The sequence below is a fragment of the Pseudomonadota bacterium genome (assembly GCA_018817425.1).
Lineage (GTDB): Bacteria > Desulfobacterota > Desulfobacteria > Desulfobacterales > RPRI01 > RPRI01.
Genome location: JAHITX010000004.1, coordinates 59260 through 72735, shown reverse-complemented (window position 1 = coordinate 72735; position 13476 = coordinate 59260). Strand labels below are relative to the sequence as shown.

Here is a 13476-nt window from a genome sequence, read left to right as displayed (position 1 = left end):
TCGCTACTTTTGCTTTAAACGTTGCTCCATGATTCCTTCTTAATTTCTTCATTTTACCGCTGCTCCTTTCTATATTTTAAAATCAATTTAGAACAGCTTTACCACTTAAGCAACTGTACAGTTTTTCCCGACCAGCTCTTTAGCAGTTCCTAGTTTTACTCTTGGAGTTGGAATGATAACATTGCCAAATGGAACATATATTCAATCCGATCCTGGGATTTCGGTAGGCATCTCATGGAAATCTTCAGCTTATGTAGTTATGACGGTATGGCAATTACACTCAGTTAAAAAACTCTGGTAGATTATTTTTATCCTTTGGAAGCTTTACCCTGTCGCTTGCGATGGAGGAAAGCTTTTAAAAACAATCGAATAATTAAAGGTTCTTTTTTAAAAAATGTGGAGCTATAATGCAGGCATTTGAGATTTCAGTAATTCTATTTTTAGTTATGTTCCTTACAGAGTATATATTATTTAGCTTAATGGTGCCTTTTTACTTTAAAAATGGCCCGTTTAGTATCATATTAAATTATAGGCTTTCAAAAAATAAAAATGATAAAAATGCTCATATTTCTGCAAAAAATTATGTAAAAAAATGGTATGTAAAAAAATTAAACAATAATATACTGATTGCCCTTAGACCTACTCGTAAATTATTTTATCAAAAAGGCATTTTCCCAACTCAAAGAATATTTTTAAGCATTGAAAAAAACATACCCAATGATAATGTACGTTGTGAAATTCGCCCGTTTTATTCTTTTATGTTATTGCCAGTATTTATGGCTTTGATTATGTTTAGTAATTTAATTTATAATGCCCCATATTCAAATGCTCCTATGAAGCTATTTTTATTTTTCGTTATGTGTTTTATTTCTATAGCAGTATTCCTACCATTTAGGCCAAGGAATAATTTTATTAAAGAACAAATAGATGAGCTATTATCCGATTTTTACGAAAAAGAATACAGGTCAAGTGAGGGCCAGCTTGGGTAGAGTAGAGAGATGGTTTATACAATTTTAGGACCAGCTTGGGGACATTCCTCCTTATGTCAAGCAAAAACGTGTAAAATATAATTCAAATATAATCAGTTATTTATATTCTTCGCTATATTGAGAGAACACCTCTATTGCTGCACTTTTGGTAATGTGCATTTTGCTTCCGGCGGTTATCTCATGCGGCGAATTCTTTATCTAATCGTTACGTTTATCCGGCATCCCAGCTATTGGCTGACCGCCACATCATTCCTTATCCAGATTAAAGAATTCAGAGAGAAGCCCTTAAATTGTCCCTCCCGGAGTTGTTTCGCTCCAACGTCCTTGAACGGGCTTTCTCGCCGAAAATGCTCAAAGCAGTATATGCTTTGATTTAATTTAATTGTATGGTTGTTTGATGCTAATCTAAATCCGTCGTTAAACGGCTTGCATCAAACGGTTCATTCTTTTTAAGCATAGTCCATGCAATCACTAATAACTTTGCAGCCAATTTTACCCGCATTTTTGTTCGGATACCCCGTTCCTTTTGACGACCTTCCAACATGTTATAAAAAAGTTGCCGAAAATTATCATTGACATTGGAAGCAATCAATCCGGCTTGGTATAGTCCGTATCGCAGATCGGAATTCCCCGGTCAATGCCTATGATGCCGAAGGCAACCGCATCTCCACCACTGACCAGGCCGGAAAAACAACAACATTAGAGTATGATGCTGTCAATCGTCTGGTGCGCACGATCTATGCAGACAGCAGCGCAACTCAAATGGAATACAATAGTGCCGGTCAGCTCAAGGTTTCAGTAGATGCCCTGGGCAACCGTACAACGTTCGCCTATGACGCAGCCGGTCGCAGACTTTCGGTTACCGATGCTTTGGGCCGGGGCAACTTGCCTCTGCAATGGGTGTAAGCCGCAGATCAGTAAATGAGCTTTGTACCGGCAAAAGATCTATCACCGTTGACACTGCATTAATGCTGGCAAAAGTATTCGGCAATACACCAAATTTTTGGCTTAATTTACAGCAACGCAATGATATATGGACAGCATTACACTCACCAAAGCGTATGGAAAAAATTGAGAGTGTTAAACCGATTCGTGAAGCGATGGCTTGAGTTTGATAATTATATGACAGGCCAACCGTAGTATATAACGTCCTTGACAAACTGGACTTATTAATCTTTTATTTTTCTACGTATCAATGTTTTTGCAACAGCATATCAGAAGCATCCAGCCTTGCTCGCCTCGGCATATTTATTATCCTTTAATAATTTATAGAACGCTCGCAATATGTCCAATTAGTCAAGGACCCAAACCTTCCCCCAACGCAGAGATCGGCCAAAATGGGGCGTTTTGAAACTGGCTCAAGCCTTTATCAATTGTTCATTGCAACGGCCAGATGATGTCATGAGACAAAAAGCATTTCTATCCTTTTCGCTTCCGATAATTGCCATAAGATCATTAGGCTTTAAAATAAAGTCAACACCAGGATTTGGCTTTAGCTGCCCATCCCTGAGAACACCTACCAACGAAGCACCTGATTTTTTGCGAATTTCACTCTCACCTATCGATTTATAGGCAATCGGGCTTTCCGGAACTAAACTCACCCATTGCAAATCAAATTGTTGTTCAGCGCCTCGGAGTTGGGATAGTACTCGATAATCGTTATCTTTGTTATACAAATGTGCATAAAGTTCCTGTCGAACGGTATCGGTATGTCGTTGGACTTCGGTAACCGGAACCCGGAGACGGAGAAGGGCTTGACGGGTCATTTCGAGGCTTGCTTCGAACTCTGGGAATACAACCTCGGAAACACCCAAGTCCTTCAATAAATCGAAAGAATCCTGGCTCGATGTTCTTGCTACTATTTCAAGTTTGTTATTCAAACGCTTTGCCCGCACTATGACCAATCTTGCTGAAACAATTACGGGGATTGTCAAAATCAGAAGGGTAGCATCTTTTATCCTGGCAGCATCAAGGACGGTTTCCTGGCTGGCATCGCCATAAACGACCGCCATATCGGCATTCTTGGCTTTTTCAAAACGCAGGTGATCAAGCTCAATGATTACAAATTGCACGTCTAAACGCTTCATGACCTGCGCTATTTGAAAACCTACGCGCCCGCCGCCGGCTATAACTACATGGTTGCCAAAGCCAGTATTGGGTATGTTAGATGACTCAAGCGCTTCATGCCGAAACCAGCGCTTCTTTAATGCGTATATCCGTGTAGTCTGGCCCGAAATGAGTGGTGTTAGTACCATAGTCAGGATTGCGGAGGTCAATACCAAAGAGTAAAGATCGCTTCCAATAGAGTTCGTTGACAATCCCACATTTGCCAGAACAAAGGAGAACTCACCAATTTGAAACAGGCCCAGTCCAACAGCCAGGGGTATTACATATTTATATTTGAATATTCGAGCTATGAAAGCAAAGATAAATCCTTTGCAAATTCCTACGGCCAGCACTAATAAAAGAACCTGCCAGATATGATCAAAAAGAAATATTGGATCTAAAAGCATTCCAACCGATGTAAAAAACAACAACCCAAAAAGATCGCGAAGGGGAATAATATCACTTAGGGCTTGGTGGCCGTAGTCCGACTCGCTTAAAACCATACCGGCAACAAAAGCACCAAAGGCAAAAGAAAGCCCAACCATATGTGTGAAATAACCCACGCCCAACCCAATGGCGGTGGTTGCAAGCAAAAAAAGTTCCCTTGAACCTAACCTGGCGATATGTGTCATTAGGTATGGCAACAACTTTGTGCCAAGCAATATCATCCCTGCAATGAAAGCTGCTGCTTTAATTACTGCTAAACCTATGGCAGACAACCCAACCGCCGGATTGTTCAGCTGAGGAAGTATTATCATCATCGGAATCACAGCCAAATCCTGCACAATTAGCATCCCAATCATCACTTTGCTTGAAAGGGTGCCCAGCCAGCCTTGGTTCATGAGCGTTTTGAGGATGACCATGGTGCTCGAAAGAGAGATAAGGGCACCAAGCCAAAGAGACGGCTTCCAATCCCAGCCCATCAAGTGCCCGATACCAAAACCGAGACCTACTGTAAGGATAATTTGGATGGGGGTTCCTATAAGAGCCACTTTTTTAACTGGCTTTAGATCCTTAAGAGAAAACTCCAGCCCGAGTGCGAAAAGAAGAAGTGCAATGCCGATCTCGGCAAGCAATTTGATCTCGGGAATATTTGATATCAGACCTCCTGTATATGGTCCTAAAATAACCCCCGCAACGATATAGCCTAAGATTAATGGTTGCTTAAGTCGTTGCATTACCAAACCACATAAAAATGCAGCAACAATAATAAGGATGATATCAGTAGCAATGCCCATTAATTTATCCTATTATATTGCAGGATCTATCAGCCCTGCATCTTCAAACCCTTTTTTCCTTAAAAAGCAGCTATCGCAAAGACCGCATGCGCTGCCGTCAGGGCCGGGATCATAGCAGCTATGGGTTAGTGAATAATCAACTCCGAGTTCTATTCCTTTTTTTATAATCTGGGCTTTTGTCATTTTGATTAAGGGAGTATTTATTTTGAGACGATTTTTCCCTTCGACCCCGGCTTTTGTTGCAAGGTTTGCCATACGTTCGAATGCTTTGATAAATTCGGGTCTGCAATCGGGATAGCCGCTGTAATCAATCGCATTAACGCCTATAAATATATCAACAGATTTCATTACTTCGGCCCATGCAAGTGCATGAGATAAAAAAATGGTGTTTCTTGCAGGAACATATGTGACAGGGATTCCTTTACTTATTGAATTAAGCGATCTTGATTTAGGTACTTTGATATCAGCTGTTAAAGCTGATCCACCGATTTTATCAAGATCAATATTTATTATAATATGCTTCTTTGCTTTAAATACTTCCGCTATCTTTTTTGCCGCATTGAGTTCATGAAAATGGCGTTGACCGTAAAAAAAACTCATGCCAAAAAGATCAAACCCTTCATGTTTTGCAATAGCCATTACGGTTGTGGAATCAAGGCCTCCGCTTAAAAGTACTATGGCTTTTTTTCGCATTTTATTTCCCTTAATTTACTTATACGCCTCTTAATATATCTGGCCAGATTATTTTATGTAATTGAATTTGGAGCCGAACACTTAATTTATCTTTTAGTATCCATTGCGCCAAATCCGATAATTCTATTGTATTATAGATAGGAGAAAAAAAAATATTTCCCCGAGGAAATTCTTCAGGTATTTGTTTTACGATTTTTTTTGCAAAATCATAATCATTTCTGTTTCCCATTATAAATTTGATCTGGTCTTTTTTGCCAAGCTTATTTAAATTATCAAGATCGTTTTTTGAAGACATTTGACTTGACGGGCATTTTATATCAATAATTTTAATACATCGTTTATCAATGCTGCTTATATCAATACTTCCGTTTGTTTCAAGCAAAACAGTATAATTATCATCTAAAAGTTTTTCTATTAATACCGGGGTTTCTTCCTGTAACAAAGGTTCTCCACCGGTAATTTCAACCAAAGAGCAGCCAAAGACTGATATTTTTTTTATAAGGTTATCTATTTCTATTTCAGTACCTTCGTCATATGCATATTGTGTGTCACAATAATTGCATCTTAAGTTGCATCCGGTTAACCTTATAAAAGTGCAAGGTAACCCGCTGTATAAAGATTCACCCTGTATGCTGTAAAAAATTTCATTAACTAATAATGTCATATCCCTAAGCCTTGTTTTGAGACCTTTTCATAACTTCTTTATAACTGTTTATAAAGACATTGTTTATTTACATCAATATTATAATAAATAGCAAACCATAATGGCCGTTTCTATCGTATTTAAAAAACTGCTTGACATGCATGATTCGAAAATATAAAAATACAGGTAAGTTTTAGTCAATTTTGACAAAGACTTATCAAAAACATTTATTAAGGAAATATGATGAATACAATAACAGGCAGATTTTACGGTTTCTATTATTATTATTTTAGCACCGGTCTGCCTGCGCTGCGTTGAGGTAACTACATACTAAACGCAAAAAGCCATGGGCGGATTCCCGGAACCCACGGCTTTTTTAGTTTTACAGGCCGTGGAGAAGGTAATCTTCACGGCCTTTTTGCATTAAAACGGGAGAAATGAAAAATGACAATCATAGGAAAGCAAGTCAGGATGGAGCGCATTATGAACCGCAATACCGGTAAAACCGTTATTGTTCCAATGGATCACGGTATTTCCGTTGGGCCTATTGAAGGGATTCAGGATATGAAAAGCGCTGTGCAAATGGTTTCAGATGGCGGGGCAAATGCAATCGTAGAACATAAAGGTCTTGTGGGAGCAGGACACAGAAGGGGCGGAAGAGATATAGGGCTCATTGTTCATCTTTCCGCATCAACAAGCCTTTCTCCCAATCCAAATGCAAAGACTCTTGTTTGTTCGGTTGAAGAAGCAATCAAACTTGGTGCCGATGCTGTTTCAATACATGTTAATATTGGAAACGGTTCGGAAAAAGATATGCTAAGAGATTTTGGAATGGTTGCCTATGAAGCAAAAACCTGGGGCATGCCCCTTCTTGCAATGATCTATCCAAGAGGAGAAAAAATTAAAGATGAGTATGATGTAAATTATATCAAGCATGCCGCCCGTGTGGGTGATGAAATAGGCGCAGATATAGTTAAAGTATCCTATACCGGTTCGGCTGAGTCATTCAAAGAGGTTGTTGACGGATGTTCGATTCCTGTCGTGATTGCAGGCGGGGCAAAAATGAACTCGGACAGGGAAATCCTGGAAATGGTAAAGGGTTCAATAGAAGCAGGAGGCGCGGGCGCTTCAATCGGGCGCAATGTGTTTCAGCATAAAAATCCTGCAAAAATGGTTCAGGCCATATCATTAATTGTGCATAATAATGCAAGTGTTGAGGATGCGCTTAAAATTGTTGAATAATTTTTCATAATTATATAAAGGATTGAAAAATGCAAAAAATTTGGGTAAAGGTCGATCCTTGGAATAAAGATTTAATTACAACCGCACTTGAGGGCGGTGCCGATGGAGTTCTGGTTCCGAAAGGTTATTCGGAAAAAGTAAAAGAACTTGGTAAAATTCAGACAATTTCTGAAGATGGGGATTTAAAGATAGGAAAAGATGTTATCTTTTATACTATAAAAAGCGGTGCGGACGAAGATGAAATAACCAAACTGAGTCTTAACAAGAAAGTAATCCTTGAATGCACTGACTGGACTGTAATTCCTCTTGAAAATCTTATAGCAAAAGGAGCCGATATTATCGCTCAGGTTCAAAACTATCAGGAAGCCTCTACAGTTTGCGGCATTCTTGAAAAGGGTGTAAAACATATACTTTTTAATTCTTCCGATATGGTAGAATTAAAAAAAACATTAACTATGATTAATGCAGGAACGGATAATGTGTCTCTTGAGCATGCTGAAATTGTTGAAGTAACACCTGCCGGAATGGGGGATAGAGTATGTGTTGATACCTGTACTTCGATGACTCCCGGACAGGGCATGCTGGTTGGAAACAGCAGCAGTGCTCTTTTTCTTGTTCATGCTGAAACGGTAGAAAACCCTTATGTGTCTCCAAGACCTTTCAGGGTTAATGCCGGAGCTGTTCACGCCTATACGAGAGTGCCGGGCGGAAAAACCAGATATCTTTCCGAACTTAGCGCCGGAGATCAGGTTTATATAGCAGATTATAAAGGCAATTTGACTGCTGCAATAGTTGGAAGACTCAAAATTGAAAAGCGTCCTCTTATGATAATTAAGGCATTGGCAGCCGGTAAAAAGATTACAACTATTTTACAAAATGCCGAAACTATAAGATTAACCAGTCCGGATGGGAAACCGATATCTGTTGTGAGTCTTAAAAAAGGGGATAAAGTTCTGGTGGCGATAGAAGAAAGCGGGAGGCATTTCGGTTATAAAATAGATGAATCAATAATAGAACAATAATAATTTATTAAGCGGATTAAACGAATATTATTATGGGAAATATAAACAAAAAAAGTACTAAGGCTGACACTGTGTCTGAAAATGCACCTAATAATGTTATAGATGATTTAAGAAACAGTATTGACAAAATTGATGGCAAAATTTTAGGCCTGATAAATGAAAGGCTTCTTCTTGCAAAGGAAATAGGCAAGATGAAGGCAAAAAAAGGGAAAAAAGTTTTAGATATAGCACGTGAAAAAGCTGTTATTGAAAAACTGAAGACCCTAAACAAAGGCCTTCTTGGCGAACAAGCTCTTAATCATATATTTTCAGAAATAATTGCAGCTTCGCGGGCAATCCAGAATCATCATTCTGTTGCTTATCTTGGCCCGGAGGCTACTTTTTCCCATATCGCAACAATGAGCTATTTTGGGCGCTCTGTTAATTATGTACCACAGGCCACAATCGGCGATATATTTAAAGAAGTAGAAAAAGGTTCATGTCTTTACGGAGTGGTTCCGGTTGAAAATTCTATTGAAGGTTCGGTCAATTATACTCTTGATCTTTTTTTTGAATCGGATTTGAAAATATGTTCGGAATTGTACCACCCGATATCACATGATCTTTTGTCAACGGTTGATTCCATAAGTAAAATCAAAGTAATCTACTCACATCGCCAGGTATTTCCCCAGTGCAGGAACTGGATTCAGAAAAATCTTCCGGAAGCTGAACTTATAGAATGTGACAGCACTGCCAATGCCGCCCGCAGAGCTTGTGATGATCCTAACTCGGCCGCTATTGCAAGCAGTATGGCTGCACATATCTATAAGCTCCATGTAATTGCATCGAAGATTGAAGATGTTTCAAGAAATACTACACGGTTTCTTGTTATAGGAAAAGATGAGACAAGAAGAACCGGGGTTGACAAGACTTCTATTATGTTTGTAACACCTAATGTTTCTGGGGCTTTGTACAAAATATTAAAGCCCATAGCAGAATCAGAGATAAATATGGTAAAGCTTGAGTCAAGGCCTACAAAGCATGAAAACTGGAGCTATTTTTTCTTTGTCGATATCGAAGGACATATTAATGATCCTGTTGTTTCTTCTACGATTAAGAAAATGAACAAGATTTGCCTTTACCTAAAATGCCTTGGGTCATATCCTATGGCAAAAAATACCATATAGTGAATTGAGTGATAATTATAATTGAATGAAGGATTCAAGGGTTCCAGGGGCCGAGGATTCAAGTGAAACCTCATATACATCTAAGGTTTGACCCCTCGAATCCTTGACCCCTGGAACCCTTTTAGCTAAATATAATATTAAACTAAAATCTTTGCCTAAAGGCGGGGGTTTTCCTTCCATTCGTCGAATGGGACAATAACCATGATAGAAATACATCCTAAAATTGTTAATAAATGCGAAATTGATGTGCCGGGTTCAAAGAGCTATACGCACAGACTATTGATTGCCTCGGCATTATCGGATGGTCGGTGTACATTAAAAAACTGCCTTAAAAGTGAAGATACTATTTTAACTCTTGAAACCTTGCGCCTTATGGGCATAAAGATTGAAAATTCAGAAAAAGAAGTAATAGTACACGGTTCAAAAGGAATTCTTAAGGCATATGACAAACCGATTTATCTATCCAATTCCGGAACATCCATGCGTCTTTTAACCGGTGTTGCCGCTCTGGGTGATGGCCTGTACACGCTTACGGGAACAGAGCGCATGTCACAGCGACCAATTCAGGATTTGCTGGATGGCTTAAGCAGCCTGGGAGTAGAAGCCCGTTCGATTGATAACAACGGCTGCCCGCCTGTTGCCATTAAAGGCGGAAAAATAAAAGGCGGCTATGTTGAACTTAAATGCAATATCAGCAGCCAGTTTCTATCTTCAGTTCTTTTAATTTCTCCTTATACTCAAGAAGGTATAAAAATAAAGGTTATAGAAGGGCCTGTATCAAAGCCTTATATAGACATGACAATTGATATCATGGCAAAACTGGGAGTCGATATTAAACGAAACGGCTATAACGAATTTACCATAGCCGGGCAACAAATTTACAGGGCCGGTTCTTTTTACGTTGAACCCGATTGTTCCCAGGCAGGCTATTTCTGGGCAGCTGCTGCCATTACAGGCTCTGAAATAAAAGTTAAAGGCATTTCAAAAGAATCCCGTCAGGGAGATCTGAAACTTACAGGGCTTTTTGAACAAATGGGATGTAAAGTAAATTTTGAAAGCGATGGAATTACAGTTAAGGGCGGATCACTTATAGGAATTGAAACGGATATGGCAGATATGCCCGATATGGTTCCAACTCTTGCTGTAGTTGCGGCTTTTGCAGATGGTACTACAGTTATAAAAAATGTCGAGCATTTAAAAGCTAAAGAGAGCGATCGGTTAGCGGCTGTTATCAACGAACTTACAAAAACAGGAATTGAGGCAAAGTCCGTAGGTTCTGATCTTGTGATAAAAGGTGGAACTCCTACAGGAGCTAATATTGAAACTTATAATGACCACAGAATTGCTATGAGTTTTGCAGTTTTAGGGCTTAAAACCCCGGGCATTTTTATAAAAGACGAAATGTGCGTTGAAAAGTCTTTTCCGAATTTCTGGGAAGTTTTTGATAAGCTTGGAAGATAAACATAAGGAAGAAATAAATGTCCGGGAACTCATTTGGAACATTATTTAAAATAACAACCTGGGGCGAATCCCACGGTATTGGTGTTGGTGTTGTTATTGACGGTTGCCCTGCCCAAATACCGTTTAATGAACAAATTATCCAGGATATGCTGGACAGAAGAAAACCAGGCAGCTCTATAGCAAGTACTTCACGAAAAGAACCTGATGAAGCAATCATAATGTCCGGAGTTTTCAACGGAGTTACAACCGGAACTCCTATTATGATTATGGTTAAAAACAAGGATCAGCATTCAGACGCTTACAAAAAATTTGCGGATATTTTCAGACCCGGACATGGCGACATTTCCTATCAGGCGAAATACGGAATAAGAGACTGGAGGGGCGGTGGAAGAGCTTCTGCAAGAGAAACAGTTGCAAGAGTTGCAGCAGGTGCTGTTGCCAAAGCTTTACTTGACAAAGAAAATATAAACATCTGTGCTTATACAGTTGAGCTTGGCGGTATAAAAGCAGTAGAGCGCAATCTTGACTTAATATCCCAAAACATGTTTTTTTGCCCTGACAATGATGCTGCCACTAAAATGGAAAAAAGAGTTAAGAAAGTAAAAAGCAGTGGAGACTCTCTTGGCGGCATTGTTGAGATTGTTGCAAAAGGAGTTTCCGCAGGCCTTGGAGAGCCGGTATTTGATAAGCTTGATGCCGATCTTGCAAAAGCATTAATGAGCATTGGTGCTGTTAAAGGCTTTGAAATCGGAGCTGGTTTTAAAGCTTCATCATTGCTTGGTTCTAAAAATAATGATCCTATAACACCAAAAGGCTTTTTGACAAATAATGCCGGTGGAATTCTTGCCGGAATATCCAATGGAGATGATATCATTATGCGGGTTGCAGTAAAGCCTATTCCTTCTATTTCCATCGAACAAAATACTATTGATCTGAAAAAGAAAAAAAGAACCGTATCTATTTCGGGACGACATGATATTTCAGCCATACCAAGAATAAACGTTGTTTGTGAATCAATGGTAAGCATTGTTATAGCAGATCATTTATTACGACAGAAAGCTATCCGATGAATAAAACAATATCAATCGGCATAATCGGTGGAACAGGCGGTATGGGCAGATGGTTTGAAAAATTTTATTCTGCTGCCGGTCACAGGGTATTGATTTCAGGAAGAACCACCGATATCACATATGCTGATGTTGCTAAAGAATGTGATGTGGTTATTTTAAGCGTTCCTCTGGATGCTGCCGTTTCAATTGCAAAAAATATCGGCCCTCTTTTGCGCGATGATCAGCTTTTTATGGACATGTGCTCTTTGAAAGAAGAAATAGTAAAGAGCATGACGGAAAATACCAAAGCTGATGTACTTGGAACTCATCCTTTGTTCGGGCCTTTTACGGATTCCATAAAAGGGCAGAATATAATATTATGCCCTGGCCAAGGAGAACGTTGGCTTAAACGGATAGAAAATGAATATGCTTCAAGAGGCGCTATTTTATGCGTGATGGATCCTTTAGCTCATGACCGGCATATGGCTGTTGTGCAGGGGCTTACTCATTTTACTACCATTTGCATGGCCAGAACATTACAAAAGATGGATATGAATTCAGAGAACGTACTTTCATGTTCCACTCCGGTATTTAAGATAAACTATAATCTGATAGGCCGTCTTTTCGCTCAGGATCTTGATCTTTATAAAAATCTTATAAGCAAGAATAAACACTTTAAAGATGTCCTGGAAGTTTTTATTTCCGCAATCAACGAAAGCAATGATGCCCTTTTATCCGGCCAGGATGAAAGGGCAATTTTGTTTATGGAAACCATACGCGAATTTTTTAAAGATACATGCAAAGATGCGCTTAAAGAAAGCAATAAGATAATAAGCACTCTTTATTCCTGATATCTGAAATTCTGCATAATGCAAGCCTGCGAATAAAACCGGGTGGGTTAACCAACCATAAAACCTGTATTCCGTTGGTTTCGGGATAATCCAAGCTCCAAAATACGAGGTAAATGTGTGCCATATCTTGAATAGTGAAGTATAATAGAATGCTTTCAGGTCTAAAGCATTTGATGCTTATGGAAAATCCTATAGCACTCCTTTAGGCATCGGAGCCACTTTGTCCCCGCCAAGAACATACCCGCCATCTAATCTTATAACGCTGCCTGTCATAAAAGGCGCGTCATTTATTAAAAACCATACCGCTTTTATGACATCATCTATTGTTCCCGTTCTTTCGATTAAAGTGTGGTCTATTATATCCTGCTTCTGGGTATCTGTTAGTAGTCCCCATCCCCTTGTGTTTTTGCCATGACGGGATTCAATAATTCCTAACATGATTTCATTTACACGAACTTCCGGGGCTCCTACACGCGCCCATGTTTCGGTTAAAAGTGAAATGCCGCGGTTTGCGGCAGAATACCCTTCATTAAAAAGATAGCTTGCAGGGCCTGATCTTCCTACTATACCGGCTATGGAAGATATATTTATTACAGTACCGCCGGATTCTTTAAGATAGGGCAATGAGCTTTCAAACAGCCATTGTTTTGCCCGCAAAGTGGTTGCCATCTCCAAATCCCACTGATCACCAGTATATTGCCCGTGAACAGCAGGCCAGCCTCCTCTTTCAATATTGTTTATAACAATATCAAGCCGTCCGAAGTTATCTGCAACATTTTTTATCAGGCCGGGTATTTTATCCGTTTCAAGAAGATTTGTTTTAACAAGCAAATGCGGGGTAGAAATATCGGAAAGATCCTGTTTCAGCTCTTCAAGAGAATCTTCCCAGTCAAAATAATTGAAGGCAACTTTTATACCTTTATTGGCAAGGTATAGTCCTATCCCCTTACCGATTCCTTTTATTGATCCAAGTACAAGTGCTACCTTGTTTTCTGTCTTCATTAAGAAAATAATCT

13 protein-coding genes are annotated in these 13476 nt (G+C 39.3%); 9 read left to right on the top strand and 4 right to left on the bottom strand.

The annotated features are described in order from the left end of the window. Window positions 1-407: 407 nt before the first annotated feature. From KKC46_01115 to KKC46_01105, 3 genes are all read left to right on the top strand, one after another. Window positions 408-989: a hypothetical protein gene (locus tag KKC46_01115; protein ID MBU1052414.1), complete on the top strand. Its 582-nt coding sequence runs from the start codon at window positions 408-410 to the stop codon at window positions 987-989. A gap of 726 nt (window positions 990-1715) precedes the next feature. Next, complete coding sequence (locus KKC46_01110; protein MBU1052413.1) at window positions 1716-1895, top strand: RHS repeat protein; 180 nt, start codon at window positions 1716-1718, stop codon at window positions 1893-1895. Beyond that, window positions 1886-2098, top strand: coding sequence for a HigA family addiction module antidote protein (locus KKC46_01105; GenBank protein ID MBU1052412.1), 213 nt, complete (start codon window positions 1886-1888; stop codon window positions 2096-2098). The genes KKC46_01110 and KKC46_01105 overlap by 10 nt, the downstream gene beginning before the upstream one ends. A gap of 249 nt (window positions 2099-2347) precedes the next feature. Here KKC46_01105 and KKC46_01100 read toward each other — a convergent pair whose 3' ends face one another. Genes KKC46_01100 through KKC46_01090 form a run of 3 tightly spaced genes read right to left on the bottom strand, consistent with a single transcriptional unit; the run spans window position 2348 to window position 5690 of the window. Beyond that, window positions 2348-4333 carry a cation:proton antiporter gene (locus KKC46_01100; protein ID MBU1052411.1) on the bottom strand — a complete coding sequence of 662 codons (1986 nt, stop codon included), beginning with the start codon at window positions 4331-4333 and terminating at the stop codon, window positions 2348-2350. Between the two features lie 12 nt (window positions 4334-4345). Continuing rightward, window positions 4346-5026: a 7-cyano-7-deazaguanine synthase QueC gene (gene queC / locus KKC46_01095; GenBank protein MBU1052410.1), complete on the bottom strand. Its 681-nt coding sequence runs from the start codon at window positions 5024-5026 to the stop codon at window positions 4346-4348. A 19-nt stretch (window positions 5027-5045) separates the two neighbouring features. Continuing rightward, window positions 5046-5690 (bottom strand): radical SAM protein, encoded by a 645-nt coding sequence (locus tag KKC46_01090; GenBank protein ID MBU1052409.1) that lies wholly within the window; start codon window positions 5688-5690, stop codon window positions 5046-5048. A 423-nt stretch (window positions 5691-6113) separates the two neighbouring features. Between KKC46_01090 and KKC46_01085 the strand changes: the two genes are divergently transcribed. The 6 genes from KKC46_01085 to KKC46_01060 all read left to right on the top strand — a co-directional run bounded on the left by KKC46_01085 (window position 6114) and on the right by KKC46_01060 (window position 12460). After that, the gene (locus KKC46_01085; protein MBU1052408.1) at window positions 6114-6911 is read left to right on the top strand and encodes a 2-amino-3,7-dideoxy-D-threo-hept-6-ulosonate synthase; all 798 of its coding nucleotides are present in this window, start codon (window positions 6114-6116) and stop codon (window positions 6909-6911) included. Window positions 6912-6940: 29 nt separating this feature from the next. Further along, window positions 6941-7933, top strand: coding sequence for a 3-dehydroquinate synthase II (locus KKC46_01080; protein MBU1052407.1), 993 nt, complete (start codon window positions 6941-6943; stop codon window positions 7931-7933). 32 nt (window positions 7934-7965) lie between these two features. After that, window positions 7966-9099 (top strand): prephenate dehydratase, encoded by a 1134-nt coding sequence (gene pheA, locus KKC46_01075; protein MBU1052406.1) that lies wholly within the window; start codon window positions 7966-7968, stop codon window positions 9097-9099. Window positions 9100-9300: 201 nt separating this feature from the next. After that, window positions 9301-10560, top strand: a complete 1260-nt coding sequence (gene aroA, locus KKC46_01070; GenBank protein MBU1052405.1) for a 3-phosphoshikimate 1-carboxyvinyltransferase — start codon at window positions 9301-9303, stop codon at window positions 10558-10560. Between the two features lie 17 nt (window positions 10561-10577). After that, window positions 10578-11630 carry a chorismate synthase gene (aroC, locus tag KKC46_01065; GenBank protein ID MBU1052404.1) on the top strand — a complete coding sequence of 351 codons (1053 nt, stop codon included), beginning with the start codon at window positions 10578-10580 and terminating at the stop codon, window positions 11628-11630. Then, on the top strand, window positions 11627-12460 hold the full coding sequence (locus KKC46_01060; protein ID MBU1052403.1) for a prephenate dehydrogenase/arogenate dehydrogenase family protein: 834 nt from the start codon (window positions 11627-11629) through the stop codon (window positions 12458-12460). The genes aroC and KKC46_01060 overlap by 4 nt, the downstream gene beginning before the upstream one ends. A 189-nt stretch (window positions 12461-12649) precedes the next feature. Here KKC46_01060 and KKC46_01055 read toward each other — a convergent pair whose 3' ends face one another. After that, complete coding sequence (locus KKC46_01055) at window positions 12650-13462, bottom strand: SDR family oxidoreductase (protein MBU1052402.1); 813 nt, start codon at window positions 13460-13462, stop codon at window positions 12650-12652. Between the last annotated feature and the right edge of the window lie 14 nt (window positions 13463-13476).